Source organism: Neoroseomonas oryzicola (assembly GCF_012163135.1).
GTDB lineage: Bacteria > Pseudomonadota > Alphaproteobacteria > Acetobacterales > Acetobacteraceae > Neoroseomonas > Neoroseomonas oryzicola.
Map to the genome: position 1 here is coordinate 1,069,731 of NZ_JAAVUP010000001.1, position 25,256 is coordinate 1,094,986.

The following is a 25,256-nucleotide window of genomic DNA, read 5'->3' on the forward strand; positions in this document are numbered from 1 at the left end:
CCCCAGGGGGAGGCCCACATCACGACTGGAACTCCGGTGGCGCAGCGGCCCAACGAGGCGTCCGCACCACCTACAGGGGAGCGTCACTGACATGCTGTCCCGCAACCTCGAGCAGACGCTCCACCGGGCATTGGCCCTGGCCAGTGAACGGCGTCACGAATACGCCACTCTCGAACACCTGCTGCTTGCGCTGGGTGACGACCAGGACGCGGCCACCGTGCTGCGCGCCTGCGGCGTCGACCTCGACAGGCTCAAGCGCGACCTGACCGAGTTCCTCGACAAGGACCTCGCGGGGCTGGTGACCGAGCGCGGCGGCGATCCGAAGCCGACCGCCGGCTTCCAGCGCGTCGTCCAGCGCGCCGCGATCCATGTGCAGTCCTCCGGCCGCGACGAGGTGACGGGGGCCAATGTCCTCGTCGCCCTGTTCAGCGAGCGCGAATCGCACGCGGTCTATTTCCTGCAGCTGCAGGACATGACGCGGCTCGACGCGGTGAACTTCATCTCCCACGGCATCGCCAAGGCGCCGGGGCGCTCGCAGCCGCGCCCGGTGCAGGGTTCGACCGGATCGAACAGCGGCGAGGAGAACCAGGAGAAGGACGACAAGCCCCGCGGCGGCCGCGGCCAGGACGCGCTGTCGAACTACTGCGTCAACCTCAACAAGAAGGCGCAGCAGGGCAAGATCGACCCGCTGATCGGGCGCGACTCCGAGATCGAGCGCACCATCCAGATCCTCTGCCGCCGCACCAAGAACAACCCGCTCTATGTGGGCGACCCGGGCGTGGGCAAGACCGCGATCGCGGAAGGCCTGGCCAAGCGCATCATCGAGGGCGACGTGCCCGAGGTGCTGCTCAAGTCGACCATCTATGCGCTCGACATGGGCAGCCTGCTTGCCGGCACGCGCTACCGCGGCGATTTCGAGGAACGGCTGAAGGCGGTCGTGCAGGAGCTGGAGAACCAGGCCGGCTCGATCCTCTTCATCGACGAGATCCACACCGTGATCGGCGCCGGCGCCACCTCGGGCGGCGCGATGGATGCGTCGAACCTGCTGAAGCCGGCGCTCGCCCAGGGCACGCTGCGCTGCATCGGGTCGACCACCTACAAGGAATACCGCAACTACTTCGAGAAGGACCGCGCGCTGGTCCGTCGCTTCCAGAAGATCGACGTCAACGAGCCGTCGGTCGAGGATGCGGTGAAGATCCTGCAGGGCCTCAAGACCAACTACGAGAAGCACCACAAGGTCCGCTACACGCCGGAAGCCATCCGCGCGGCGGTGGAGCTGTCGGCCAAGTACATCCACGACCGCAAGCTGCCCGACAAGGCGATCGACGTGATCGACGAGGTCGGCGCGTCGCGCATGCTGCTGCCCGAGGGCAAGCGGCGGAAGACGGTCACGCTGAAGGACGTGGAGGACATCGTCGCGAAGATCGCGCGCATCCCGCCGAAGTCGGTCTCGACCGACGACCGCGAGCAGCTGCGCACGCTCGAGCGCGACCTCAAGGCCATGGTGTTCGGCCAGGACAAGGCGATCGACGCGCTGTCGGCCGCGATCAAGCTCGCCCGCGCCGGCCTGCGCGACCCGGAGAAGCCGATCGGCAACTACCTGTTCTCGGGCCCGACCGGCGTCGGCAAGACCGAGGTGGCGAAGCAGCTCGCCAAGACCCTCGGCATCGAGCTGATCCGCTTCGACATGTCCGAGTACATGGAGCGCCACAGCGTCTCCCGCCTGATCGGCGCGCCCCCGGGCTATGTCGGCTTCGACCAGGGCGGCCTGCTGACGGATGCGATCGACCAACACCCGCACGCCGTGCTCCTGCTCGATGAGATCGAGAAGGCGCACCAGGATCTCTACAACATCCTGCTGCAGGTGATGGACCACGGGAAGCTGACGGACCACAACGGCAAGACCGTCGACTTCCGCAACGTCATCCTGATCATGACGACCAATGCGGGCGCGTCCGACATGGCGAAGCCGGCGATCGGCTTCGAACGCTCGGCGCGCGTCGGCGAGGACACCGAGGCGATCCAGCGGATGTTCACGCCGGAGTTCCGCAACCGGCTCGATGCGACGGTGCCCTTCTCGGGCCTGACGCCCGAGATCGTCGGCCGCGTCGTCGAAAAGTTCGTCATGCAGCTCGAGGCACAGCTCGCCGACCGCAACGTGACGATCGAGCTCTCCTCCGCCGCGAAGGAATGGCTCGCCGAGAAGGGCTACGACCCGCTCTACGGCGCGCGCCCCCTCGCCCGCGTCATCCAGGAGCATGTGAAGAAGCCGCTCGCCGAGGAGCTGCTCTTCGGCAAGCTCGTGAAGGGTGGGGCGGTGAAGGTGGGGCTCAAGGACGGCGCGCTGACCTTCGACGTGGTGGAAGCCGCGCCCCCGGCGCTGCCCAAGCCCGAGGAAGGCGGCGAAGGCGATCCCGAGCGCGAGCCCGAGACCGCCGAATGAGGCTGCCGTCCACGACGGCGCTGCTCGTCGTGGACGTGCAGAATGATTTCTGCTCGGGCGGCAGGCTCTCCGTTCCGCACGGGGAGCATGTCGTCCCGCTGATCAACGCCATCCTGCCGCGCTACGAGACCATCGTGGCGACGCAGGACTGGCATCCGGCGGACCACGCTTCGTTCGCCTCGCAGCATCCCGGCCGGACGATCTTCGACACGGTCGAGATGCCCTACGGCCCGCAGGTGCTGTGGCCGGACCATTGCGTGATGGGCAGCGAGGGCGCGGCGCTCCACGCGGACCTCGACGTCAGCCGCGCGCAGACCATCCTGCGCAAGGGCAGCCACCGCGCCGTCGATTCCTATTCCGCCCTGCTCGAGGCCGATCGCGCGACGCGCACCGGGCTCGACGGCTGGCTCACCTCCCGCGGCGTGACGGAGGTGCATGTCTGCGGCCTCGCGACGGATTTCTGCGTCGCCTGGACCGCGCTGGATGCGCGGCGCTTCGGCTTCGCCGCCGCGGTGATCGAGGAAGCCTGCCGCGCCATCGACCTCGAAGGCAGCCTCGCGCGCGCCTGGTCCGAGATGACGGCCGCGGGGGTGCGGCGCCTGGCATCGGCGGATATCCTGGCCGCCTGACGGCGCCATCCCGCGCCGGCACGGCAGGGGAGAACGCCATGAGCGCGATCAAGGACTGGCCCGCCTATTCCGCCACGCTGCGCGAACGCGGCAAGGAACTCGGGCAACTGCATCCGGAAATCGTCAAGGGCTTCGTCGCGCTGAACAACGGCGCGGCCAAGACGCAGCACCTCGACGCCAAGACACGCGAGCTCATCTCGCTCGCCGTCGCCATCACGACACGCTGCGAAGGCTGCCTGGATGCGCATGTCCGCAAGGCGATGATCGCGGGGGCGTCGAAGGAAGAAATCGCCGAGGCGCTCGGCGTGTCCATCGCCCTGAATGCGGGTGCTGCCTTCACCTACGCGCTGCATGCGCTGGACCGGGCGAACGAGGCCTAGACCAGCGCCTTCCGCGCCACCTCCAGCGCCGCCTTCTGCGCCTTTGTCACCTTGGGGTAATGGAGGTCCAACCCCTCCAGCGCCTCGACGATGGCGGCGACGACCACCAGGCGCGTGAACCACTTCGCATCAGCCGGCACGACGAACCACGGCGCGTGCCGGCCCGCGGTGCCGCGGATCGCGGCCTCATACGCCGTCATGTAGGCGTCCCAATGCGCCCGCTCGGCCACGTCGTTGGCCGAGAACTTCCAGTTCTTCTCCGGTTCGTCGATGCGGGAGAGGAAGCGGCGCTTCTGTTCCTCCCGGCTGACGTTGAGAAAGAACTTCAGCACCACCGTGCCCTGGCGCGAGAGGTAGCGCTCATAGGCCGCGATGTCCTCGAGCCGCTCCTCCCAGATATTCTTGCCGACGACACGCGGCGGCAGTTTCTGGCCGGCGAGGAAATCGGGATGCACGCGCACCACCAGCACTTCCTCGTACCAGGACCGGTTGTGGATGCCGATGCGCCCGCGCTCCGGCAGCGCGGTCGAATGGCGCCACAGGAAGTCATGGTCGAGGTCGACCGGCGTCGGCGCCTTGAAGGAATGCACCTGGCAGCCCTGCGGGTTCACGCCGGAGAAGACGTGCTTGATGACGCCGTCCTTCCCCGCCGCGTCCATCGCCTGGAAGATGCACAGCACGGACCAGCGGTCCTGCGCGTAGAGCATGTCCTGCAGCTCCGCGAGCCGCTCCACGCCGCGCTGCAGCAGGTCCGCCGCGTGGTCCTTCTGCACGTCGAGCCCGCCGGTGTCGCCGGGGTCGAAATTCTTGAGCCGGAAGCCCTTGCCCTGGGTGACGCGGAAGCGGTCGAGCATCTTCTCCGTCGCCTTGGTGATCATGCGGCCCTCCCCCGTGGTGCCACCACGATCCACAGCGCGGCACCCGCCTGCAACAGGAAGGTGACCGACAGCGCCACGGCGTAGCCGGCCGGATCCCAGCCGCCGCTCGCCGTGCGCGGCCAGAGGTCGAGGATCGCCCCGATCCCGGTCTGCAGCGCGAAGACCAGCACCAGCATCGCGAAGTTGATCGCGGTTGCGACGCGCCCCTGCAGTTCCGGCGGGAAGCCCTGCCCCATCGCGGCATAGCCGGACACGCCGACCGACCCGCAGAAGGAAAAGCAGAACCAGGTCGCGGCGATGACCCAGTATCCCTGCGGTCCCGTCACCAGCACCGCCTGCGCCGCCAGCACCCCCGCGATGCCGATATAGGGCACGAACATCGGGGAGAACCCGCGCGCCTGCGCAAAGGACGCCGCCTGGCCGGTGGCGAGGCTGCCTGTCACCAGCCCCAGCGCATAGATCAGCAGCGCGACCGCGCGCGGCCCGTCCGCCATCCCGCCCACGTCGCGCAGCCAGGGTCCGGCCCAGAGGCCCTGGAAGGTGAAGTTCAGCGCGGACAGCACCATCACCGCGGGCAGGAAGCGCAGGAAGGCGCGGTCGCTGAAGATGCGGCCGAACTCCCCTATCTCGCGCACCAGGCTGCGCCGTTCGGGGCGGACGACATGCGGCGGGCGGTCGGGCACCATGAGCCGGATCCACACCGACCCGCAGACCGCGAGGACCGCGAGCAGCACGAAGATGCCGCGCCAGCCGAGCAGCGGCAGCGCCCATTGCACCGGCACCGTCGCGCTCATCCCGCCGAGACCGGCGATGAACAGCCCCGCCCCCGTCACCGCCGCGACGCGTTCCTTCGGGTACCACTGCGTGTTCGACTTCAACATCGCCATCAGTCCGGCGGCGAGGCCAAAGCCGCAGATCACGCGCCCGAGCGCCAGCACCAGCACGTCGGGCGCCAGCGCGCTGACGACAAAGCCAGCCATGGAGACGAGCGCGAGCACGCTCTGCACCTTGCGCGGTCCATGCAGGTCGAGGGCGACGCCGATCGGCAGCTGCGCCAGCGCATAAGCCCCGAAGAAGCAGGCCGCGAGCAGCCCGAGCTCCGCCGCGGACAGCCCGAATTCCAGCGCGAGCAGCGGCCCGATCGTCGCCACCAGCGCGCGGTTCGCCTGGTTGAGGAAGTTGATCGCCGCGAGCGGCAGGGTGATGCGGGCGAAGCCCGGCGAACCATCGGCCATCAGCGCGAATCGATCCTCACGCTGATCGGGCAGTGGTCCGAGATGATGTCGCGCAGGGCAGGATCGCGCTCGGCGTAGACGAGGACGCGGAAGCTGTCGCGCACCAGCCAGTCCCGCGCCGGACCGCCGATCAGGATGTGATCGACGAAGCCTCGCGATTGCCCATCCCTGGCCCAGCAGGGATTGGAGAAGCCCTCCGTCGCCCGCGTCAGCGGCGCCGCCTCGGCCAGCACGGTCAGGAAATCGTCGTTGCGCTCGATACGCCGGTTGAAGTCGCCCAGGATGGCGAAGGCGATCCCCTCCCGCCGGCGCGCGGCGATCCAGTCGCGCAGGATCTCCGCCTGGCGGCCCAGGTTCTGGCAGTCGCGCGAATTGGGCTGCCGCACCGATTGCCAGGCGCAGCCGCCATCGAGGTGGATGGACAGCAGCCGGATCGGCGGCCCCTCGCCGCTGCGCACCGTGATGTCGGCGCCGCGCCGCAGCGACCGTCGCGCATTGGGCACCAGGTCGAGCGCCGAGACGTCCGGATTGCGCGTCACGTTCAGCCCGCGCCGCCAGGCGAAGCCGGCGCGCTGCGTGTCGGTCTCGTCGGGGAAGTGGAACTCGTAGCGCGTCGCGTCGAACACCCGCGCGGCGGCGAGCGGCCCGTCCACCTCCTGGATCGCGACGACATCGGCGGCGAGCCGATCGGCATAGGCGCGCAGCCGCGCGAAGTCGCGGTCCTGCCGTGGCGCGAGGTCTCGCGGCAGGTCGGGATGCCCCGTAGGCTTGGTGGTCAGCCAGGCGATGTTCCACGACGCGATCTTCAGTTCCGCGGCCTGGAGCGGCAGGGCGAACAGCAGGCACAGGGCGATCAGCAGGGGGCGCATGGCGGCAGTCATAGCAGCGTCGCGGCCGCGATGCGCGCGGGGGCCGGCGCCGGCTCGAGCGGCCGGACGCCGCAGGCGAGGAGCAGGTCGGCCAGCGCGTCCATCTCCGCCGCATCCCGCGTGGCGTCGTAAGAAGGGTCCTCGCGAAGGCTGCCGCGCGGCACCCACAGGATCGTCTCGTAGCGCGCGCGGGTCATCAGCACGCGGTACTTGTTGATGACGTAGTGCGCATCCTTGGTCCGTTCCTGCCAGGCATGTCCGACGAAGCGCCGGGTACGCCATCCGTTGCGCGACCACAGCAGGTCGCCGCCCCAGGCCAGGCCAGCGACGTCGAGTTCCAGCCCCTGGCAGTCGTATTCCGTCGCAAAGGTCTCGAGCGCTTCCGATCCGCGCACATCCGGCCAGCGCCTCAGGAACCAGTCGGCGACATCGTCCAGTTGCACGCCGAGCCCCTCGCCCCGCAACCGCTTCGCCCCGGCCGATGCCACGATCCCCGCCCGCCGCCGTCCCCGCGCGAAGCGCCGCAGCCCATCACGCAGCGCATCGAGGTCGCGCGTCAGCAGGAAGGGCAGCGCGCCGGCATCCGCGATGGCGCGGGCCTCCAGGATCTCACCGCGCAACAGCGCGTCGACCCAGGCCGCGCCATTGCTTTCCCGCACGCTGCGCACGGGAACGGTCAGGTCGAGATCCTCATCGATGGTCAGCCAGGGCGCCGCACCATCGGCCAGGCGCTGCACGGGATCGCGCGCGGCCACCACCCGCCCCGCGGCGACGGCACGCCAACGCCCGCCCGATGCCGCGATCACGCGCCCCCACTCGCGCAGCCCGGCCTCGCCGGTGTTGATCTCCTGCCCATTGCCGATCAGCGCCACGATCACGGCCCAGCCCTCGTGCCGGCCCATGATCTCGAGCGTATGGGCCGGCTCGCTCATGGTCAGGAGGGACCGCTTGTTCTGCGTGCCGATCCGCGCCTTCGCCTCGTCCCAGGCGCGCTGCGCCTCATCGAAGACGATCAGCCGGTCGGGTGGTGCACGACGCTGCGGATCGGTCGCGTTGTCCTCGAGGAAGCGGTGCACGTTCTGCAGCCGCTCCTTCACGCGACGCTCGGCTTCGGGGCGGCTGCATTCGCGCCGGTCCACCGCATCCTGCGCCAGCGCCGCGCGCAGCACCGTCACCAGCGGGACATTGCCGGTGAGGAAGGCGCTGCGCCCGCCGGCCTCCGGCGCGAAGACCGCGTTCAGCCCGCACAGGGTCTTGCCCGCCCCAGGAATGCCGGTGACGAAAACGACGCGCTTGCCGCCCTCGGCCTGCGCCGCGGCGACGGCGCGCGCGATGGCGCGCGCGGTGCGCGTCAGGTTCGGCGCGTCGGCCCGCGCGGTCGCGATGTCGGCGACGCCGTTGCGGGCGTAGAGCATGGTCGCCGCCTCGACGATGCTCGGCACCGGCCGATACGCGGCCGCGAGCCAATCCGCCCCGGCCAGCGGCGTCGCCGCGGGCGGCAATTCGGCCTGCACCCAGCGCAGCGCCTCCGCCAGGCTGCCATGGCCGCAGACAAGCGGCTCGGTCGGATTGGGCGGCAGCAGCCAGGGCTGCATCGGCGGCGCGAACGCCGCTTCCGCGGCCACCAGTACCGGCACGATCGAATGGCGGCGGCTGCCCGCATGGAAATCGCGCAGGTCGAGCGCGTAGTCCTCGGCCTCGGCCCGGCCGGCATTGCTCGGCGCGCCGGATTTGAACTCGATGGCGACGATGGCGCGGTCGGTCAGCACCACCGCGTCGATGCGCTTTTCCAGGCGCAGCAGCTCGTATTCGAGCACGATCGTCCAGGCCGCGCCGCCGGCGCCCGCCACCGCGCTGCGCAGCGCCGCGACCTGCCGATGCCAGGCGAATTCCTGGTCCGGCGTGCCCGGGAATCCGCGCGCCTGCTGCGCAGAAGCAAGGCGCCCCACCGTATCCGCCGGATCGCGCGCGAGGAGTTCCGCGCCGGTGCAGGCGAACCAGGCTCTCACGCGCTTCCCCCTCGCCGCGGCCAGGTCGCCACCGCCACGCTGCCCATCATCAACGCGAAACCCGCCGCATGCACAGCGGTGAAGGCCTCGCCCAGCAGGGTGACCGCGACCAGCGCCGCCGTGCCCGGCAGGAAGACCGTGAAGATACCCGCCATCCCCGCTGGCACGCGCTTCATCCCCGCGTACCAGAACAGCAGGGACAGCACGCTCGCCGTCACGGCGTGGAAGACGAGCAGCCCGCCGATCCTCGGTTCGGCCAGCGCCGCGACCTCGCCGGCCCAGGGCAGCGCGAAGGGTGCCAGCACCAGCGCCGAGAAGGCCTGCATCCAGAAGCTCGCGGTGATCACCGGCACGCGGCCGGCGATGCGGCGGGCGAGCAGCATGTAGGCCGCCTCCCCCAGCACGCCGCAGAAGATCAGCAGGTTGCCGAAGGCCGAGCCATCCGCCCCGCCCGCCGCCCGCGCCACGGTGATCGCGGCCATGCCGCCACCGGCCAGCGCCACCGCCGCCCATTGGCGCCGCGGCAGCCTCTCGCGCAGCAACAGCGCCCCACCGATCGCGACGACCGCAGGCAGTGTCGCCAGCACCAGCCCGCCCTCGAGCGCCGTCGTCAGCCGCAGCCCCGCCAGCAGCGCGGCGTTGTAGAGCGCGGTGCCGAACAGCGCCTGCAGCGCCAGGTTTCCGAGCACGGCTCGTGGCACGGCGACCGGCCCATCCAGCCGCCGCGCCAAGGGCCACAGCACCGCCATGGCGAGCACGCAGCGCAGGAAGACGACGACCGGCACGGGCAGCGCCTCGGCCAGCAGCTTGCCGACGACGACGTTGGCGCCGGTCAACACCATCGCGAGGGCCAGCTGCAGATAGGCGAGCGTCACGCGCCCGAGCCTATCCCGCCGTGGCGGGACTGCCCATGGCGCCCGAGGTCAGGCCTCGCCGTCCTGCCGGAAGGGAGACAGCGTCGAGAGCATTTCCATCTCCCGCAGCATCGCCGGCCTCTCGCGCGCGAGGAAATCTTCCACCGCCCGCGCCAGGCCCTGATGCGCGATCCAATGCGCCGAATAGGTCGGCACCGGCAGGTAGCCGCGCTGGATCTTGTGCTCACCCTGGGCGCCGGCCTCGACGCGACCGATGCCGTGCGCGATCGCGAAGTCCATGGCCATGTAATAGCAGAGCTCGAAGTGCAGGAACGGGACGTCGACCACCGCGCCCCAGTTGCGGCCATAGATCGCATCCCGGCCCACCAGGTTCAGCGCGCCGGCGACCGGCTCGTCGTCACGCTCGGCGACCATCAGCACCACAGCGTCGCCCAGCCTTTCACCGAGCATCGGCCAGAAGCGCTTCGTGAGGTAGGCGCTGCGCCCCCACTTCTTGTCCGTCGTGCTGCGATAGAAGCGGTGGAAGGCATCCCAGTGGCGATCGGTGATCTCGGCCCCGCGCAGGCAGCGCAGCGTCAGGCCGCTCGCCGCCACGTCCCGTCGTTCCCGCCGCAGCGCCTTGCGCTTGCGGGACGCGAGCGCGCCGAGGAAGTCGTCGAAGCAGCCATAGCCCGGGTTCTCCCAGTGGAACTGGGTGCCGAGCCGCTGCAGCCAGCCCGCCTCGCCGAGCGCGGTCCACTCCGCCTCGGTGCAGAAGGTCACGTGGACCGAGGAGGCGCCGACCGCCGTGCAGCCCTGCACCAGTGCCTGGCCGAGCGCGCCCGCCGGAACCCCCGAACCGGGACGGACCAGCAGCCGCGGCCCCGGCACCGGGCTGAAGGGCACGGCGACTTGCAGCTTCGGATAATAGCGCCCGCCCGCGCGTTCCAGCGCATCCGCCCAGCCATGGTCGAAGACGTATTCGCCCTGGGAGTGCGACTTCGCGTAGCAGGGCGCGCAGGCGAGCAGCGTCCCGGCCTCGTCCCGCAGGGCGGCGTGCTGCGGCAGCCAGCCCCGTTCGGGCACGGCACTGCCGCTGTCCTCGAGCGCCGAGAGGAAGGCGTGGCTGACGAAGGGATTGTCCGGGCCGGCGCAGGCATCCCACTCCGCCGCGTCGATCTCCGCGATGCGGCGGTGCAGCGTCAGCGACAGGGGCGCGGGACCATCGGGCATCTCCCCAATGTCGCGCCCCCGCCCGTCATGACAAGCCTCCGGCGACGCGGCAGGCGGCCTCCCCCAAGGCCGGCCCGCCGCGGCGGGGTCAGTAGTCGTTCGCGCGGAAGATGCTGGCCGCGCCGAGCACCATGGTGATGGCGCCCGAGATCAGCATCACGATCGCGATGGCCTCCGGGCTCGCGCCCGCCAGCGAACCTGGCAGCGCCACCGGCAGCCCGTTGGTCGCGAAGCCGACATAGGCGCCTGCCCCTGCCGCACCCAAACCGATGATTAGAGCGATGATTCCGAGACCCATGGCGCAATCCCCCTCGCCAACAACCCCTGGTAGATCGTTCCGGAAAGGTTAGCGTCGCAGCGCATGGCGCTCGGCGGCATCTCAACCGTCCCCGAGGACGACTGGCCAGATATCACCATTTCGCGAGCATAGTTTGCAATAGTTTGATCGCCCGCCTCGCGTCAGGCGCGCGTAACGATGTCGGATTTCGCGCAGTTGTGGGATTGATGCAACGCACTACCGATGGTGGCCAGCCGCGCCCAGGACCCACAAAGCCTGGAGTCTTTCAGGCGAATCGAAGCGTGCAATATTCGCCTGTGGCGATCCGTCATCGGCAGGGCGGCTGCGGGGCCACGGCGACGATGCCCACCGGCACGGGCCTCGCGACGGGCGATGCCGCCGGCGCCCGCCCGCCAGGATCTAGTATTCGTTCGAGCGAACGATGCTGACGGCCCCGAGCACGATCGTGATCGCCCCGGACACCAGCATGACGATCGCGACGGTCTCCGGGCTGGCGCCGGCCAGCGCCCCCGGCAGCGCGACCGGGACGCCCTGCGTCGCGAAGCCGAGATAGGCGCCGGCACCTGCCGCGCCCAGGCCGATCAGGATAGCAATGATACCAAGACCCATGGCGTAAGCCCCCTTCGCCAACAACCCCCGGTAGAATCGCCGGGCCGGCGTGAGCGCGACCGGCGGGAGCATCTACTCACAAATTCGTGAATTCGCCAATCGGGGGTGTGACCGAAATCACCGAAAAGCGCGCAAACTTTTCTTACGGTTGATGCTGACCCGAGTCTTTCGCCAAATAGATTAAATCCCGGCCATGCGCATGCGCAACGGCGCAAGTGTGGACAGACGGTAACGTGCCACCGGAGGTATCGGCCGGCCCTGCCGGGGCGCCAGGGCCCCGGCCGGGCTTTCCGCCCTCAGGCGATCTCGAACATTCCCTCGACCTCGACGGCCGCATCGGCCGGCAGGGACGGCACGCCGATCGTGGTGCGCGCATGGCGACCGGCATCGCCGAACACCTCGACCGCCAGGTCCGACGCGCCGTTCATCACCGCCGCATGGCCGGTGAAGGCCGCGGGCGCGGCGATGAAGCCGCCGAGCCGCACCACCCGCTTCACCCGGTCGAGATCCCCCGTCGCGGCCTTCAGCTGCGCCAGCAGGTTCACGAAGCAGGCGCGCGCCGCCTCCTTCGCGCGATCGGGGGTGATGTCCTCGGTCACCTTGCCGGTGAAGGCCACCTTGCCATCGACCAGCGGGATCTGCCCCGAGATGACGACGAGGTTCCCGGTGACGACGAAGGGCACGTAGTTGGCGATCGGCGCCGCCGGTGTCGGAAGGGTGATGCCGAGGTCTGCGAGGCGCTGGTCGATGCGTCCGGCCATGGGGGCTCTCCTGGTTGCAAGCCGGCCGCCACCGTCCCCGGTGCGCGGCCTGGTCGCAGCATGCCCCCCAGGCGCGCGGCTGTCGAAGCGGCGCCAGGGACGGTGTCCTTGCGGGCCGCTTGCCCCGATCGGGTCGATCGACCCGGCCGGGATCTGCTTTACGCCGCCTGCCGCCAGGACCGTCCGCGCCGCGGCGCCGGCTGGGCCGGCAGGTCGAGCGGCAGCAGCGGCGGCTCGGCCCGCGCCGGCGCGGCGAGGGTCTCCTCCTCGGCCGGATCCGGCAGGTCGCCGCGCCCGAGATAGTCCAGCGCCAGCCGCCGGAACACCCAGTCGAGCACCGAGGTCGCGCGGCGGATCGCCGCATCGCCTTCGACCAGGCCGCCCGCGCCCGGCCCATAGGCATAGGCATCGACGAAGGCCGCGAGCGGCACCCCATGTGCGAGGCCGAGCGAGACCGCCTGCGCCACGGCCTCGAGCAGCGCGCGCATCGGCGCGCCCTCGCGCGGCAGGCTGAAGGCGATCTCCCGCAGCCGGCCGCGATCGTCCTCGGTGGCGCGCAGCGCGACCCGCGCGCCGGCGACCGAGACGCGCCAGGTGCGCGCGGCGGCGGCCGCCACCGGCCGGGGTGCGGGGCGCCGCGGGGCCTGCGGCGGCGCCGGCATCGCGACCGGCGCCGGCGGCGCGGCGTCGAGGAAGGGCATCGCCGCCGCTTCCATCGCCGCGCGCGATTCCGGCGGCGGCGGCATCAGCAGGTTCGGCGCGTCCTCGCCGGCGCGCTCCGCGGCCCGGGTCGGGCGCAGGACGTAGCGCCCGACCTCGTCGCGCGACGGCACCAGCGGGCCGGAAGCCGGCGCGAGGCCCGCGGTCTCGGCCCCGAGCAGCGCTTCCACCGCATCGGCGGGCGCGAGCGCGACGCAACCTTGGTGGCGCAGCCCCGGCGAGGCCGCGGCGGCATCGAGCGCGGCGCGCGCGGCAGCGGCAAGCCCCGGCACCGCGGTTTCGGCGGGCGGCTCGGGCCAGATCAACGCGACGGGATGCAGGGCGCCATGACGGGCCGCGAGGCGTCCCGACTCGGCCTCCGCCGCGCCCTGCGTCAGCGCGGCGATGGCGGCGGCGACGGCCTGCGCCTCCTCCCCGCCATAGGGCAGGCGGAAGGCGGCGAGCAGGCCGGCGAGGTCGGCGAAGCCGACGCGCAGCCGCGACGCCCGGCCCTGGCCGAGGATGTCGAGCACCTGCACCCCCGTCGCGACCGCGGCCACATAGCCCGCGGCGTCGAAGCCGCCATCGGCCTCGAGGAAGGCCGGCAGGTTGAGGACGAAGCGGCTGTCCTCCTTGCGGTCGCGCCAGACCTCGATGCCCGGCGCGCCGCGGCGCGAGATCAGCAGCGCGCGCAGCCGGTCGGCGAGCGCATCCGCCTCCTCCGGGCTGTCGAGCAGACCGAGCCGGCGCCCGCGGGTGGTGATGCGGCGGATCCAGCCCTCAGCGACGGTCGGCAGGGCCGCGGGGCCGCTGCCGGGCGCAAGGGCGGCGAGCGCCGCGGCGGCGCCCTCCTCCCAGGCCGCGGGAAGGGCGACGGAACGGGGGGGAGCGTCGGGATCGGCGCCAACCCGCTCCCGGCGGAGCGCCACGCCATCCCAGATCGTGCCGAGGATGCCTGCCATGGCCGGGACGCTAGCGAGACTCGGCGGCCTACGGAAGCCGCATCTTGTGCCAAACCGACTCGCGACCCCCAATATCCTGTGGATAGCCCGTCCTTTGCGCCGGCCGCCGCGCTGTGGCATCAAGCCCCCTTCCCGGGATGCCCCAAGGACGCGCCCATGGCCTTCCTCGACGACCTCTTTATCCGCCTGACGAGCCGCAAGGTCGGACAGGACCGCTTCGGCAACACCTATTGGGAGGCGCGGTCGCGCCGCGACGTCTACGGGCGCCCGATGCGCCGCGTGATCTATGCCGGCACGCCCGAGGCGACGACCGTCCCGCCCGAATGGTGGGGCTGGATCCACAACACCATCGAGCAGCCCCTGCCGGAGACCGCGCCCCGCCGCGCCTGGCAGAAGGAGCATCGCCCGAACATGACCGGCACGGCCGAGGCCTGGCGGCCGCCGGGGGCCGACAGCCGTGGCGGCCAGCGTCCCGCCACCGCCGGCGACTACGAGGCCTGGACGCCGGGGCGCTGAGTCCCGACATCCACCGTCGATGCAGAAGCGCAGCCTTGCCGAGTTGCTCACCGGCGCCGTCGTCCTCGCGGTCGCGGCCGTCTTCCTCGTCTATGCCGTCACCGGCAGCGGACGGTCGCTGACCGGCGGGTCGGGCATCCAGCTCACCGCGCGGTTCGACCGCATCGACGGCCTCGCGCCCGGCGCCGATGTGCGCCTCGCCGGGGTGAAGGTCGGCCAGGTCATCTCCCAGCGGATCGATCCCACGACCTTCCTCGCGGTGCTGACGCTGCGCGTCGATCCCGCCATCCGCCTGCCGACCGACACCTCCGCCGAGATCCAGAGCGAGAGCCTGCTCGGCGGCAAGTTCGTCGCCCTCGTGCCCGGCGGGTCGGAGCGCTACCTGCAGAACGGCGGCGAGATCACGATCACGCAGAGCGCGGTGAGCCTCGAGAGCCTGCTCGGTCGGTTCATCTTCTCGGTCACCGAGATGAACCAGAACCGCAACCAGGAGCAGCCGGCCCAGCCTGCGCCGGAACAGGCGCCGGCGCCGCGATGAGCACCACCTCCCCCGCGGTCTGGCCCGGGGCGGATGGCCAGCCGGTCTCCTGCCGGGAAAAGCTCAAGGTCCTCGCCGAGAACCACGCCGAGGTCCGCCAGGCCCTGCAGGACGCCTTCGAGGACGCGGTGCTGATGGGCGTGGACGAGGCGGCGATGCGCCGCATCCTCGCCGAGCTGGTGGACGGCCTCGCCAGCCCGAGGCGCCGCGCATGAGATGGCTCGCCGCCTTCGCCCTGCTCGCCCTCGCCACGCCCGCCTCGGCGCAGGAATGGGTGCCGCAGCGCGCGGCCCGGCTGCAGGCGCTCGACAAGGTGACGGCGCGGGTGACCATCCTCGAGGCCCGGGTCGGATCGAGCGTCACCTTCGGCTCGCTAACCATCAACCTCCGCTCCTGCTTCGGCCGCGCCCCGGACGAGGTGCCCGACGCCGCCGCCTGGATGGAGATGACCGACAGCCGCGCCCGTCCCGGCGCCCCGCCCGCCTTCCGCGGTTGGATGTTCGCCAATGCGCCGGGCGTGAACATGCTGGAACACCCGGTCTACGACATCCGCGTGCTGGAATGCCGGTGAGGCCAGGCACGGCCTGGCCGCCTCCGATCTAGCGGATTCCGAAGAAGGATCTGAGGCGCGCCAGCAGGTCCTCCCGCGTCGGCGGCGCCACGCTGGGGGCGCTCGTCCGGCTCGGCCCCGCCAGGTTGCGCGCCTGGCGTTCCGCCATGATGGCGCTGAGCGTGTCGAGCAGCGCCGGCCGCGCCCGCAGCAGCGGATCGAGGTCCGACTTCCGCAGCTCGAACACCGCCGCGTCGGTCGCCGCGAGCACCGTCGCGCTGCGCGGCTGGCCGGTCAGCAGCGACATCTCCCCGAACACCGCGCCCGGGTAGAGCCGCGCGGCGGCGAACTCCGCGCCGTCGGCATCGGCGACCCGCACCTCGAGCACCCCTTCGGCCAGCAGGTAGAGCGAGTCCCCCGCCTGCCCCCGCCGCACCACCGCCTCGCCTTCGGCCACCGTGACCTCATGCATCGCGGCGGCGAGCGCCGCGCGCTCCCCGGCGTTGAAGGCCCGGAACAGGTCGGTCGCGTCGAGCAGCGCCCGTCTTGCGCCGTCCTCGACGGCCGGCGGCGCCTGGCGGATGACGGTCTCGCGCGTCGGATGGGCGACCGACAGGCCGGCGCGCATCAGCGCCGCCTGCACCGCGCGCGCCACCGCGTCCCGCCAGCGCATCTCCTGCGGGAAGTCGGGCACGTAGAAGCGCACCAGGTAATGCGCGACACCCTGCGAGAGGTCCGAGAGCATCACGTCCGGCGCGAAGCCAGGCACGTCGCGCCCCGCCTCGATCGCGGCGGCCAGCAGGATGCGCCGCGCCCGGCCCGCCGGCACGGCGGGGTCGAGCGGCACGCTCATGGCCACCCGGAAGCGTCCGTTGTTGTCCGGGCCGTAGACGGCGATGCGGTGGCTCGCGATCAGCGTGTTCGGCACCACCAGCGTCACGCCGTCGCGCGTGACCAGCCGGGTGGCGCGCCAGGAAATGCCGACAACGCGGCCCGAGCAGTTCTCCGTCGCCTCGATCCAGTCGCCGAGGCCGTAGGGGTGCTCGATGCCGAGCGCGATGCCCGAGAAGATGTCGCCGAAGATGTTGCGCAGCGCGAAGCCGAGCACGGCGATGACGACCGAGGAGGTCGCGATCAGCCCGGTCGCCGGCAGGTCGAAGACGAGTTGCGCGGCGAGGATCATCGCGGTCGCGAAGAACGCCGCAGCGATCAGGTCGGTCAGCAGCTTCGGATGCTGCGCGAGCAGCAGTCCCGCGAGCCGCGCCGCGGTCCAGGCGAGGCAGAGCCAGAACGCGGTGCCAGCCGCAAGCCCGACGGCAGCCCACGCACCGTCGGCGGGCACGGACAGATGCAGCGCGAGCGCGATCAGCGCAGCCGCGCCGGGGGCGAGGAGCCGTCGGTAAATCGTGCCTCTCAGGGCCTTCCTCCCGCGCGCCGGCATGCATGAGGGCCGGCTGCGATCGCCAGACTACGTCGCTTTGCGCCTTTGCACAGATGGCGTCCTGAGGCCGGCCTGGGCCGCCGCGCTGCCATGGCCCCGACCGCAGCCCAGGGGGCGACAGGCCCCCCAGGGTCAGGCCGGCGGGGCCGGGTCTCCGTCCCGGGCCTCGGCCGCGGCGAGGCGCTGCTCGAGGTCCAGGACCTTGCTCTTGAGCGTGAGGAAGGACTCGCGCCCCGCCCGCATCGCCTCGCTACGGTCCAACTGGGCAGCGCAACGGCGCATCTCCGCGGCAAGGTGATCGACCGGGCACCCCGTCGGCAGGAACGGATGGAACCAGAGCGCTACCTCGGGCTTGTCGACCACATTCGGCGGATCGAGCAGGGATGGATAGACGGTCCGGTTGGGCGCGCGGGACACGAGGTCGGTCCGCACCAGCGACAGTTCGAGGAGCGGATGCACCGGCACGCCCAGCACCGTTTGCGTCGCGTGGAAATTGTTCGCGTGGACGTGGAAGACGGTGAAGTCGCGCGCCAGGTTGCGCAGGGCAACACGCTTGGGCTCGCGCTGGGCGTCCGTCGCGATGGCGTTCAGCGCATGCAGTTCCAGCGTGATCTGCCCGAAGCGCCGCAGGACCGCCCGCGGCATGGTTCGCAGGACGGGCCATTCGAAGCCCTCGATGTCCATCTTGAGCACGAGGTCGTCGCGATCGGTCGCCAGGCCATCCACGACCTCGGCGATCGACGTCAACTCCGCCGTCGGCGACGGTCCGATCCCTCGGCGCGTGAACCTGAAGCCGGGATGGTCGTGCGGCGGGCCGACGATGGTGTGGTCGAACATGTGGACCACGTGTCCCCGCTCGGCCATTTCGAGGTCGAAGCTGATCTGCCGGCCGATGCCGGCACTGATGACCGGTTGATCGCTCAGCAGTTCCTCGAGCAACACGTAGCCGCCGTCGCTCCGGCGGTTGCCGAAGCGCCTGCGCGTGAAGCCGGGAACCTCGTAAGGCGTCAGCAGGCCGAGCAGGTCCAGGATCTCGGCAACGTCGTGACCCGCGCTCATGTCGCCGCCGGCCTCCGCCCGCGCATCACCTCGCCCCTTCGTCCCGCAGCAGCGCCGTCACCGCCTCGGCCGGAACCTCGGAACTGGTGAAGCAGTCCCCCGCCCCGCGCATCAGCACGAAGCGCATCGTGCCGTCGCGGTTCTTCTTGTCCTTCGCCATCCGCCCCATCAGCGCCTCGATCGTGAAGCGCCGCGGCAGGTCCGCGATGCGCGAAGGCAGCCCGCAGGCCGCCAGATGCGCGATCACGCGGGACGGCCATTCCTGGCTGCAATGGCCAAGCCGCGCCGACAGCGATGCCGCCAGGCCAAGCCCGACCCCCACCGCCTCCCCGTGCAGGACCGACCCGTCGAAGCGCGCCTCGGCCTCCAGCGCGTGGCCGAAGGTGTGGCCGAGGTTGAGCAGCGCGCGGCCGCCCTCGGCGCTCTCCTCCCGTTCGTCGGCGGCGACCACGGCGGCCTTCAGGCGGCAGGATTCCAGCACCGCATGGGTCAGCGCCGCCGTCTCGCCGGCGACGACGGCGGTGCCGTGCTGCTCGCACCAGTCCCACAGCGCGCCCTGCAGCAGCCCGTGCTTGGCGACCTCGGCATAGCCCGCGCGCAATTCGCGCGCCGGCAGGGTCGCGAGCGTGTCGGTGTCGGCCAGCACGATGCGCGGCTGATGGAAGGCGCCGGCGAGGTTCTTGCCCGCGCGCAGGTTCACGCCCGTCTTCCCGCCCACGCTCGAATCGACCTGCGCGAGCAGCGTCGTCGGCACCTGCACGAAGGGCACGCCGCGCATCGCGACCGCCGCGGCGAAGCCCGCGAGGTCGCCGACCACCCCGCCGCCCAGCGCGATCACCGCCGTGCGCCGATCGAGGCCCGCGCCGAGCATCGCCTCCAGCACCTCCTGCAGGCGGGAGAAATCCTTCGAGGCCTCGCCCGGCGGCACCGCGACCTCGGCCAGCACGGCGATGCCAGCGGCCTCGGCCCCGGCGCGCAGCGCCGGCAGGTGCAGCGCCGCGACGGATTCATCGGTCAGCACCACCGCCTTGCGCGCCGGCAGCACCGGCCCGATCAGCCCACCGGCGCGCGCCAGCAGGCCCGGGCCCACCAGCACGTCATACCCACGCTCGCCGAGGCCGACCGACAGGCGCTTCGGCGGCACGGCGGCCGACAGTGCCTCCTCGACGCGGCGCGTCGTCACCTCGGGGCTTTCGTCGGTGCAGGTCACGGTCACGTCGGCCTCGGCATAGAAGGGGTGCCGCGCGGACATCAGGCGCTGCAGCACCTCGGCCGGGTCGGCGTTGAGGAACATCGGGCGGTGCTCGCGCCCCGCGACGCGGCGCAGCAGCGTCGCCATGGAACAGCGCAGCCACAGCGTCGCCGCGCCGCTCGCCTTGATGGCGCGGCGCGTCGCCGCATCGGCGAAGGCACCGCCCCCGGTCGCGAGGACCAGCGGCGGGCCGGCGAGCAGCCTGGTGATGACCCGCCGCTCCCCGTCACGGAAATGTGGTTCCCCGTAGCGGGTGAAGATCTCGGTGATCGGCATGCCGGCCGCCGATTCGATCTCGGCATCCGCGTCGCGGAAGGGGAGGCCGAGCCGTGCGGCCAGGCGCCGTCCGATCGCTGTCTTGCCCGCGCCCGGCATGCCGACGAGCACGACGCTCCGCGCCGCCGCGGCGGTGGGGGCCGGTGGGGCGGAAGCGGACGGGGCGACTTCGGCGGGAAGATCGATGGTGGAGTTGCGCGACACGGGGGCGGAGGCTAGCACACAATGCCCAATGCGTGAGGGAGCCGCCGCAAGGCATGCGCCGCAGCCCGTTCCTGCTGATCCTGCTGGTCGTCCTCGGTGCCATCGCCGTGGGGCTGCTGGGGCTCGGCGCCTTCCCGCCTGCCGTGACGCCCCAGCCCGTCGAGCGCAGCCTGCCCAACGAACGCTTCACCACCGGCCGCTGAGACGGGACGCGTGACGTCCCGCCACGTCGAGTCCTTCCTGGAAATGCTGGCCGCCGAGCGCGGCGCGGCGCGCAACACGCTCGCGGCCTATCAGGCGGACCTCGACGACTTCACCGGCTTCGCGGTCCGGCGTGGCGTCGCGGTCCATGCCGCCGGTGCCGACCTGTTGCGGGACTGGGTCGCGGGCCTCGCCGCCGCGGGCTATGCGGCCCGGACGCAGGCCCGACGCCTGTCCGCCATCCGCCAGTTCCACCGCTTCCTGGCGCGCGAAGGCATCCGGCCGGACGACCCGACGGAACTGCTGGACAGCCCCCGTCTGCCCGCCAGCCTGCCCAAGGCCCTCTCCGAAGCCGAGGTCGAGCGCCTGATCGAGGCCGCCGCCGCCCTGGCCGGCAAGCGCGGCCCGGTCGCCGCGGCGGCGGTGGAACTGCTCTACTGCTCGGGGCTGCGGGCCTCGGAACTCGTCTCCCTGCCCGCCGGCGCCCTGCGGCCCGAGGAAGGCCTGGTCGCCATCCGCGGCAAGGGCGGCAAGGAACGGCTCGTTCCGGTCTCGGCCCGCGCCCGGACGCTCGCGCTGGCGGCACGCGCCGAAGCCGCCGAGCGCGCCGGCCCCAAAGCCGCCCGCTGGCTGTTTCCCTCCCGCGCCGCGGCCGGCCACCTCACCCGCCAGTCGTTGGGGCTGCTGCTGAAGGAAGTGGCGCTGGCGGCCGGCCTCGACCCCGCCCGGGTCAGCCCCCACGTGTTGCGGCATTCCTTCGCCTCCCACCTGCTGGCCAGGGGGGCGGATCTGCGCAGCCTGCAGGTGCTGCTCGGCCATGCCGACATCGCCACCACCCAGATCTACACCAAGGTGCTGGAGGCCCGGCTCAAGGCGCTGGTCGAGGCCCACCACCCCCTGGCGGGCTGACCCCGGTCCGAAGGGGGTCGCGCCCCGGCCCGTTTTCGGCTAACCCCCCGGCCCCATGCGCCACTTCCTGGACTTCGAGAAGCCGATCGCCGAGCTGGAAGGCAAGATCGAGGAGCTCCGTCGGACCACCGACGCGGGCGGGATCGATGTCGCCGAGGAGGTCGGCCGGCTGCGCGACAAGGCGCAGTCCCTGCTGAAGACGACGTACGCCAAGCTCACCCCCTGGCAGAAGGCGCAGGTCGCCCGCCACCCCGACCGGCCCCACGCCACCGACTACATCAACGGCCTGATCGAGGACTTCCTCCCGCTCGCCGGCGATCGCGCCTTTGCCGACGACGCCGCGGTCATCGGCGGCATGGGCCGCTTCCGCGGCCGCGCGGTGATGGTGCTCGGCACCGAGCGCGGCAACGACACCGAAAGCCGCGTGAAGCACAATTTCGGCATGGCCCGGCCCGAGGGCTACCGGAAGGCAAAGCGCCTGATGGAGCTCGCCGGGCGATTCGGCCTGCCCATCCTGTCCTTCGTCGACACCGCCGGCGCCTTCCCGGGCATCGAGGCCGAGGCCCGCGGCCAGGCCGAGGCCATCGCCCGGTCGATCGAAGCCGGCCTCGAGGCCCCCGTCCCCTTCATCGCGACCATCATCGGCGAAGGCGGGTCGGGCGGGGCCATCGCGCTCGCCGCCGCCGACCGGGTCGTGATGCTGGAACACGCGATCTATTCGGTGATCAGCCCGGAAGGCTGCGCCTCGATCCTCTGGCGCGACGCCGCCCAGGCCTCGACCGCGGCCGAGGCGCTGAAGCTCACGGCCGACGACCTGCGCAAGCTGAACCTCGTCGATGCGGTGCTGCCCGAACCGCTGGGCGGCGCGCATCGCGATGCCGAGGCCACCATCGCCGCCCTCGGCGACCGGATCGCGGACCTGCTGGAACCGCTCGTCGAACTGGACGGCGCGACGCTGCGCGCCCGGCGCCGGGAGAAGTTCCTGGAGATGGGGCGGAGTGGGGTCATCTGAGAGACGGGGGAGGCGCCGCCTCCCCCGCACCCCCACCGCCAAGGGCCGAAAGGCCCTTGGAACCCAGGACCGGCCGAGATGACCGAGGGGGAAGCCCGGTTCCGGCGGGCCTTTCCGGGCATTGCGCTGACCATCTTCCTCTCGGCGGTCGACCAGACCATCGTGGCGACCGCCCTGCCCGCCATCGCCGCCGACATGGGCGGGATCGAGCGGACCTCCTGGATCCTCGTCGCCTACCTGGTGGCGGCGACCTGCGCGGCGCCGGTCTTCGGGCAACTCGGCGACGCCTTCGGGCGCAAGCCGCTGCTCTACGTCGCGCTGTCGATATTCACCGCGGGCTGCGTCGCCTGCGCGCTCGCGACCTCCCTGCCCATGCTGGTGACCGCCCGCATCGTCCAGGGCTTCGGCGGCGGCGCCCTGCTGACCATGGCCCAGGCCCTGATCGGGGAGGCCATCCCGCCCCGCGAACGCGGCCGCTACCAGGCCTGGATCGCGGGATCCTTCTCCTTCGCCTCGGCCTTCGGGCCGGTCGCCGGCGGCTATGCGACGCAGTTGTTCGGCTGGCGCTTCGTCTTCGTCATGCTGCTGCCGGTCGCGGCCGCCTGCGCCCTGCTCTCCCTGCGCCTCGAACGCGTCCCCGCAGTGCGCCGCGGTGTGCGCTTCCGCTTCGACTGGGCGGGGCTGGTGCTGTTCATCGTCGCGGTCGCCTCGGCGCTGGTCGCGCTCGACCGCGGGCGGCGGCTCGATCCCGCCTTGCTGCCGATGGCCGCCGGCCTCGCGCTGCTGGCCGTTGCCGCCACCCTCCTGCTGCTGCGGGTCGAGCGCGCGGTCCAGGACCCGCTGCTGCCGCTCGCCGTCTTCACCGAACCTTCGATCGCGCGGTCCTACCTGCTGTCGGCCTGCGTGGTCGGCGCGCAGGTCGGGCTGATCTCCTTCCTGCCGGTCTGGCTGCAGACGGTGCGCGGTATGGCGATCGGACCGTCGGGGCTGATGCTGCTGTCGCTGTCGCTCGGCGGCGCCTCGGGCGCGATGTTCGCCGGGCGGATGGTCGCGAAGTCGGGCCATGCGATGCGCTGGCCGACGGTCTTCCTGCCGGTGGGCTGCCTGGTCTGGGCGGTGCTGGCGGTGACGGCGGACAGCCTGCCGCTCGCCGCCCTGCCGCCGCTGCTGGTCGTCGCGGCGTTCTGCTCCGGCACCTCCTATCCGGTGGTGCAGGTCACGGCGCAGGCGGCGGCGGGCAAGGAGAGGCTGGGCGCCGCCTCGGCCGGCGTCGCATTCTCGCGCAACATCGGCGCGGCGACGGGCACGGCGCTGGTCGCAGCGGCCGTCTTCGCCGCCCTCACCCTGATCGGCACCGGCACGGCGCCGGCCTTCCAGCGTCTGGTGGCGGAAGGGCCCGCCTTCCTCGCCACCCTCGGGCCCGGCGCCGCCGCCGCGCTGCGCGCCGAACTCGCCGAGGCCTTCCGAATGCTGTTCGTGACCGCCGCGGCGCTGACCGCGGTCGCGGCGGTGCTCGCCTGGCGGGTGCCGCTGCGCCGCTTCTAGGACGATAGGCGGTTGGCCGGCACCGGCCACCCAAGGCCAGCATCCTGGATGGGTGACCGAATGGTGGTGCGGGCCGGTGCCGCGAGGCCGTGGCGCCCCGCTAGTCCGCCGCGTTCGCCTGCTCGAGCCGGTAGGGATGCGCCGGGTAGCAGCCCAGGATGCGGAACTCCTTCGAGAAGAACTCAAGTTCCTCGAAGGCGCGCTTCAGCGCCGGGCTCTCGGGGTGGCCGTCCACGTCGCAGAGGAACTGCGCCGCCTCGAACCGCCCGCCCACCATGTAGGATTCGAGCTTCGTCATGTTGATGCCGTTGGTCGCGAAGCCGCCCAGCGCCTTGTAGAGCGCCGCGGGGATCGACCGGACGCGGAAGACGAAGGTGGTGACGGGGTTCGGCGTATCGATGGCCGGATACGAGCGCTCGCGCGACATGACGTAGAAGCGCGTCGTGTTGTGCGCCTCGTCCTCCACGTTCCGCTTCAGGATCTCGAGGCCGTAGATCTCGGCCGCGAGCTCGGAGGCGATCGCCGCGTCCTCGATATTGCCGCGTTCGGCGATGAGATGCGCGGCGCCGGCCGTGTCGGCCTCGATCACCGCCTTGAGGTTCATCTCCTTCAGCAGCCGCAGCACCTGGCCAAGCGCGACGGGGTGGCTGTGCGCGCGTTTGATCGTGCCAAGGCTCGCTCCCTTGGGCGCGAGCAGGCAGTGCTCCACGCGCTGGAAGTGCTCGCCGATCACGAACAGCCCCGATTCGGGCAGCAGCCGGTGGATGTCCGGCACGCGGCCGGCGAGCGAATTCTCGCAGGGCAGCATGGCGAGGTCGGCGCGCCCGTCCCGCAGCCCCTCCATCGCAGCTTCGAAGGACGGGCTCGGCAGCGTCGTCCAGCCCGGATAGGCGGCGCGGCAGGCCAGGTCCGAATAGGCGCCGGGCAGGCCCTGGAAGGCGATGGTCGTGTTGGTCATGGAAACCCGATCAGCCGAAGGGATGCATCAAGGCGGCCCGAGGCGATGCCTCGGGCCGGGAGCGCGAAGCGCGACCGCGCACGGCCAGCAGCCGCCCCGGGCACGACATCGCCGCGCGAAGCCAAGCCGCGCGGATGCGCGGCGCCCGGCGTCTGAGGGGCGCGGTCACGCCCCGTGACCGCGCGGCGCAAGAAGGCTGCGGGCGCGTTCGAGGTCGTGCGGCGTGTCGACGCCGAAGGGCCCGTGGTCGACCCGCGCCGCGGCGATGCGCATCCCCGCCTCCAGCGCGCGCAACTGCTCGAGCTTCTCGCGCAGTTCCAGCGGGCTCGCCGGCAGGGTCACGAAGCGGTCCAGCGCCGCGCGGCGATAGGCATAGACGCCGATATGGTGCCAGCGCGGCCCCTCCCCCCAGGGAATCGGCAGGCGGGAGAAATACAGCGCCGGGGCGACGCGCGATTCGCCCTCGAAGGCGCAGGCGCATTTGACGAAAGAGGAGGTGTTCGCCTCCTCCTCGTTCGCGATCGGGCAGACCAGCGTGCCGATGTCCACCGCAGGGTCGGCGAGAGGTTCCAGCACCGCGCGCAGCGTCTCGGGCGCGATGGTCGGGAAGTCGCCCTGCAGGTTCACCACGACGTCGTAACGGCCCTCGGGGTCGAGGGCCGCCATGGCGCGATGCACGCGGTCGGTGCCCGAGGGCACGTCGTCGGCCACCAGCACCGCCTCGGCGCCCGCCGCGCGGGCGGCGGCGACGATCTCGGGCTCGCCGGCGGCGACCGCGACGGGGCCGATCCCGGCCTCCCGCGCGCGGTCCAGCACATGGGCGATCATCGGCCGGCCGTGGATGTCCGCGAGCGGCTTGCCTGGCAGGCGGGTGGCCGCCATGCGGGCCGGAATGACGAGAATGGGGCGCAAGGGTGCGGTTCCGGTTGAAAAGCT

General features: G+C 71.8%; 26 protein-coding genes. 11 read left to right on the forward strand and 15 right to left on the reverse strand.

Features of this window, described 5'->3' with window-relative positions; all coding sequences use genetic code 11:
- Window positions 1–91: 91 nt before the first annotated feature.
- From clpA to GWK15_RS05265, 3 genes are read left to right on the forward strand one after another with little or no spacing between them, the layout of a single operon-like run.
- On the forward strand, window positions 92–2,443 hold the full coding sequence (clpA, locus tag GWK15_RS05255) for an ATP-dependent Clp protease ATP-binding subunit ClpA (protein WP_168039747.1): 2,352 nt from the start codon (window positions 92–94) through the stop codon (window positions 2,441–2,443).
- A complete protein-coding gene (pncA, locus tag GWK15_RS05260) occupies window positions 2,440–3,072 on the forward strand; it encodes a bifunctional nicotinamidase/pyrazinamidase (protein ID WP_168039749.1) in 633 nt (210 codons plus the stop codon). Before clpA ends, pncA begins: the two co-directional genes overlap by 4 nt.
- A 47-nt stretch (window positions 3,073–3,119) precedes the next feature.
- Complete coding sequence (locus GWK15_RS05265; protein ID WP_168040274.1) at window positions 3,120–3,452, forward strand: carboxymuconolactone decarboxylase family protein; 333 nt, start codon at window positions 3,120–3,122, stop codon at window positions 3,450–3,452.
- Here the strand turns inward: GWK15_RS05265 and GWK15_RS05270 are convergent.
- The 10 genes from GWK15_RS05270 to GWK15_RS05315 form a co-directional block, all read right to left on the reverse strand.
- Entirely contained in the window at window positions 3,449–4,330 is an 882-nt protein-coding gene (locus tag GWK15_RS05270) for a polyphosphate kinase 2 family protein (protein ID WP_168039751.1), read from the reverse strand. The genes GWK15_RS05265 and GWK15_RS05270 overlap by 4 nt on opposite strands.
- Window positions 4,327–5,565, reverse strand: coding sequence for an MFS transporter (locus tag GWK15_RS05275; protein ID WP_168039753.1), 1,239 nt, complete (start codon window positions 5,563–5,565; stop codon window positions 4,327–4,329). Before GWK15_RS05275 ends, GWK15_RS05270 begins: the two co-directional genes overlap by 4 nt.
- Window positions 5,565–6,434 carry an endonuclease/exonuclease/phosphatase family protein gene (locus tag GWK15_RS05280; protein WP_168039755.1) on the reverse strand — a complete coding sequence of 290 codons (870 nt, stop codon included), beginning with the start codon at window positions 6,432–6,434 and terminating at the stop codon, window positions 5,565–5,567. Before GWK15_RS05280 ends, GWK15_RS05275 begins: the two co-directional genes overlap by 1 nt.
- 8 nt (window positions 6,435–6,442) lie before the next feature.
- A complete protein-coding gene (locus GWK15_RS05285; RefSeq protein ID WP_168039756.1) occupies window positions 6,443–8,443 on the reverse strand; it encodes a DNA/RNA helicase domain-containing protein in 2,001 nt (666 codons plus the stop codon).
- On the reverse strand, window positions 8,440–9,318 hold the full coding sequence (locus GWK15_RS05290) for an EamA family transporter (RefSeq protein WP_168039758.1): 879 nt from the start codon (window positions 9,316–9,318) through the stop codon (window positions 8,440–8,442). The genes GWK15_RS05285 and GWK15_RS05290 overlap by 4 nt, the downstream gene beginning before the upstream one ends.
- Before the next feature lie 48 nt (window positions 9,319–9,366).
- Window positions 9,367–10,530 (reverse strand): GNAT family N-acetyltransferase, encoded by a 1,164-nt coding sequence (locus tag GWK15_RS05295; protein WP_168039760.1) that lies wholly within the window; start codon window positions 10,528–10,530, stop codon window positions 9,367–9,369.
- A gap of 88 nt (window positions 10,531–10,618) precedes the next feature.
- The gene (locus tag GWK15_RS05300; protein ID WP_168039762.1) at window positions 10,619–10,828 is read right to left on the reverse strand and encodes a hypothetical protein; all 210 of its coding nucleotides are present in this window, start codon (window positions 10,826–10,828) and stop codon (window positions 10,619–10,621) included.
- Between the two features lie 399 nt (window positions 10,829–11,227).
- A complete protein-coding gene (locus GWK15_RS05305; RefSeq protein ID WP_168039764.1) occupies window positions 11,228–11,437 on the reverse strand; it encodes a hypothetical protein in 210 nt (69 codons plus the stop codon).
- A 296-nt stretch (window positions 11,438–11,733) separates the two neighbouring features.
- A complete protein-coding gene (locus tag GWK15_RS05310) occupies window positions 11,734–12,198 on the reverse strand; it encodes a RidA family protein (RefSeq protein ID WP_168039766.1) in 465 nt (154 codons plus the stop codon).
- Between the two features lie 158 nt (window positions 12,199–12,356).
- The gene (locus tag GWK15_RS05315) at window positions 12,357–13,859 is read right to left on the reverse strand and encodes a TSCPD domain-containing protein (protein ID WP_168039768.1); all 1,503 of its coding nucleotides are present in this window, start codon (window positions 13,857–13,859) and stop codon (window positions 12,357–12,359) included.
- A 156-nt stretch (window positions 13,860–14,015) separates the two neighbouring features.
- On the opposite strand from GWK15_RS05315, the gene GWK15_RS05320 reads away from it, so the two are divergent.
- Genes GWK15_RS05320 through GWK15_RS05335 form a run of 4 tightly spaced genes read left to right on the forward strand, consistent with a single transcriptional unit; the run spans window position 14,016 to window position 15,484 of the window.
- Complete coding sequence (locus GWK15_RS05320; protein WP_168039770.1) at window positions 14,016–14,375, forward strand: NADH-ubiquinone oxidoreductase subunit NDUFA12 family protein; 360 nt, start codon at window positions 14,016–14,018, stop codon at window positions 14,373–14,375.
- A 19-nt stretch (window positions 14,376–14,394) separates the two neighbouring features.
- The gene (mlaD, locus tag GWK15_RS05325) at window positions 14,395–14,913 is read left to right on the forward strand and encodes an outer membrane lipid asymmetry maintenance protein MlaD (RefSeq protein WP_168039772.1); all 519 of its coding nucleotides are present in this window, start codon (window positions 14,395–14,397) and stop codon (window positions 14,911–14,913) included.
- Window positions 14,910–15,128, forward strand: coding sequence for a hypothetical protein (locus GWK15_RS05330; protein ID WP_168039774.1), 219 nt, complete (start codon window positions 14,910–14,912; stop codon window positions 15,126–15,128). Before mlaD ends, GWK15_RS05330 begins: the two co-directional genes overlap by 4 nt.
- Window positions 15,125–15,484 (forward strand): DUF2155 domain-containing protein, encoded by a 360-nt coding sequence (locus tag GWK15_RS05335; RefSeq protein ID WP_168039776.1) that lies wholly within the window; start codon window positions 15,125–15,127, stop codon window positions 15,482–15,484. Before GWK15_RS05330 ends, GWK15_RS05335 begins: the two co-directional genes overlap by 4 nt.
- A 28-nt stretch (window positions 15,485–15,512) precedes the next feature.
- Here the strand turns inward: GWK15_RS05335 and GWK15_RS05340 are convergent, their stop codons facing one another.
- The 3 genes from GWK15_RS05340 to aroB all read right to left on the reverse strand — a co-directional run bounded on the left by GWK15_RS05340 (window position 15,513) and on the right by aroB (window position 19,695).
- The gene (locus GWK15_RS05340; RefSeq protein WP_168039778.1) at window positions 15,513–16,805 is read right to left on the reverse strand and encodes a cyclic nucleotide-binding domain-containing protein; all 1,293 of its coding nucleotides are present in this window, start codon (window positions 16,803–16,805) and stop codon (window positions 15,513–15,515) included.
- A gap of 231 nt (window positions 16,806–17,036) precedes the next feature.
- Window positions 17,037–17,963 (reverse strand): FkbM family methyltransferase, encoded by a 927-nt coding sequence (locus GWK15_RS05345; RefSeq protein WP_168039780.1) that lies wholly within the window; start codon window positions 17,961–17,963, stop codon window positions 17,037–17,039.
- 25 nt (window positions 17,964–17,988) lie between these two features.
- Complete coding sequence (gene aroB, locus GWK15_RS05350; protein ID WP_338147195.1) at window positions 17,989–19,695, reverse strand: 3-dehydroquinate synthase; 1,707 nt, start codon at window positions 19,693–19,695, stop codon at window positions 17,989–17,991.
- Window positions 19,696–19,748: 53 nt separating this feature from the next.
- Between aroB and GWK15_RS05355 the strand changes: the two genes are divergently transcribed.
- The 4 genes from GWK15_RS05355 (at window position 19,749) to GWK15_RS05370 (ending at window position 23,362) form a co-directional block, all read left to right on the forward strand.
- On the forward strand, window positions 19,749–19,898 hold the full coding sequence (locus GWK15_RS05355) for a hypothetical protein (RefSeq protein WP_168039782.1): 150 nt from the start codon (window positions 19,749–19,751) through the stop codon (window positions 19,896–19,898).
- Between the two features lie 10 nt (window positions 19,899–19,908).
- Complete coding sequence (locus tag GWK15_RS05360) at window positions 19,909–20,805, forward strand: tyrosine recombinase (RefSeq protein WP_168039784.1); 897 nt, start codon at window positions 19,909–19,911, stop codon at window positions 20,803–20,805.
- A 55-nt stretch (window positions 20,806–20,860) separates the two neighbouring features.
- The gene (locus tag GWK15_RS05365) at window positions 20,861–21,817 is read left to right on the forward strand and encodes an acetyl-CoA carboxylase carboxyltransferase subunit alpha (protein WP_168039786.1); all 957 of its coding nucleotides are present in this window, start codon (window positions 20,861–20,863) and stop codon (window positions 21,815–21,817) included.
- A gap of 78 nt (window positions 21,818–21,895) precedes the next feature.
- Window positions 21,896–23,362 carry an MFS transporter gene (locus GWK15_RS05370; protein ID WP_168039788.1) on the forward strand — a complete coding sequence of 489 codons (1,467 nt, stop codon included), beginning with the start codon at window positions 21,896–21,898 and terminating at the stop codon, window positions 23,360–23,362.
- Between the two features lie 100 nt (window positions 23,363–23,462).
- On the opposite strand, the gene GWK15_RS05375 is transcribed toward GWK15_RS05370, so the two are convergent.
- Window positions 23,463–24,320: a prephenate dehydratase gene (locus GWK15_RS05375; protein WP_168039790.1), complete on the reverse strand. Its 858-nt coding sequence runs from the start codon at window positions 24,318–24,320 to the stop codon at window positions 23,463–23,465.
- A 165-nt stretch (window positions 24,321–24,485) separates the two neighbouring features.
- Window positions 24,486–25,232 (reverse strand): 3-deoxy-manno-octulosonate cytidylyltransferase, encoded by a 747-nt coding sequence (locus GWK15_RS05380; RefSeq protein ID WP_168039792.1) that lies wholly within the window; start codon window positions 25,230–25,232, stop codon window positions 24,486–24,488.
- Between the last annotated feature and the right edge of the window lie 24 nt (window positions 25,233–25,256).

Excerpts from the sequence above, each read along its gene's own strand:
- GWK15_RS05365 (WP_168039786.1), top strand. The coding sequence starts at position 20,861 with ATGCGCCACTTCCTGGACTTCGAGAAGCCGATCGCCGAGCTGGAAGGC.
- GWK15_RS05305 (WP_168039764.1), bottom strand. The coding sequence starts at position 11,437 with ATGGGTCTTGGTATCATTGCTATCCTGATCGGCCTGGGCGCGGCAGGT.
- GWK15_RS05315 (WP_168039768.1), bottom strand. The coding sequence starts at position 13,859 with ATGGCAGGCATCCTCGGCACGATCTGGGATGGCGTGGCGCTCCGCCGG.
- GWK15_RS05320 (WP_168039770.1), top strand. The coding sequence starts at position 14,016 with ATGGCCTTCCTCGACGACCTCTTTATCCGCCTGACGAGCCGCAAGGTC.
- GWK15_RS05375 (WP_168039790.1), bottom strand. The coding sequence starts at position 24,320 with ATGACCAACACGACCATCGCCTTCCAGGGCCTGCCCGGCGCCTATTCG.
- GWK15_RS05335 (WP_168039776.1), top strand. The coding sequence starts at position 15,125 with ATGAGATGGCTCGCCGCCTTCGCCCTGCTCGCCCTCGCCACGCCCGCC.
- pncA (WP_168039749.1), top strand. The coding sequence starts at position 2,440 with ATGAGGCTGCCGTCCACGACGGCGCTGCTCGTCGTGGACGTGCAGAAT.
- GWK15_RS05370 (WP_168039788.1), top strand. The coding sequence starts at position 21,896 with ATGACCGAGGGGGAAGCCCGGTTCCGGCGGGCCTTTCCGGGCATTGCG.
- clpA (WP_168039747.1), top strand. The coding sequence starts at position 92 with ATGCTGTCCCGCAACCTCGAGCAGACGCTCCACCGGGCATTGGCCCTG.
- GWK15_RS05330 (WP_168039774.1), top strand. The coding sequence starts at position 14,910 with ATGAGCACCACCTCCCCCGCGGTCTGGCCCGGGGCGGATGGCCAGCCG.
- GWK15_RS05295 (WP_168039760.1), bottom strand. The coding sequence starts at position 10,530 with ATGCCCGATGGTCCCGCGCCCCTGTCGCTGACGCTGCACCGCCGCATC.
- GWK15_RS05300 (WP_168039762.1), bottom strand. The coding sequence starts at position 10,828 with ATGGGTCTCGGAATCATCGCTCTAATCATCGGTTTGGGTGCGGCAGGG.
- GWK15_RS05355 (WP_168039782.1), top strand. The coding sequence starts at position 19,749 with ATGCGCCGCAGCCCGTTCCTGCTGATCCTGCTGGTCGTCCTCGGTGCC.
- GWK15_RS05280 (WP_168039755.1), bottom strand. The coding sequence starts at position 6,434 with ATGCGCCCCCTGCTGATCGCCCTGTGCCTGCTGTTCGCCCTGCCGCTC.
- GWK15_RS05275 (WP_168039753.1), bottom strand. The coding sequence starts at position 5,565 with ATGGCCGATGGTTCGCCGGGCTTCGCCCGCATCACCCTGCCGCTCGCG.
- GWK15_RS05310 (WP_168039766.1), bottom strand. The coding sequence starts at position 12,198 with ATGGCCGGACGCATCGACCAGCGCCTCGCAGACCTCGGCATCACCCTT.
- mlaD (WP_168039772.1), top strand. The coding sequence starts at position 14,395 with ATGCAGAAGCGCAGCCTTGCCGAGTTGCTCACCGGCGCCGTCGTCCTC.
- GWK15_RS05345 (WP_168039780.1), bottom strand. The coding sequence starts at position 17,963 with ATGAGCGCGGGTCACGACGTTGCCGAGATCCTGGACCTGCTCGGCCTG.
- GWK15_RS05270 (WP_168039751.1), bottom strand. The coding sequence starts at position 4,330 with ATGATCACCAAGGCGACGGAGAAGATGCTCGACCGCTTCCGCGTCACC.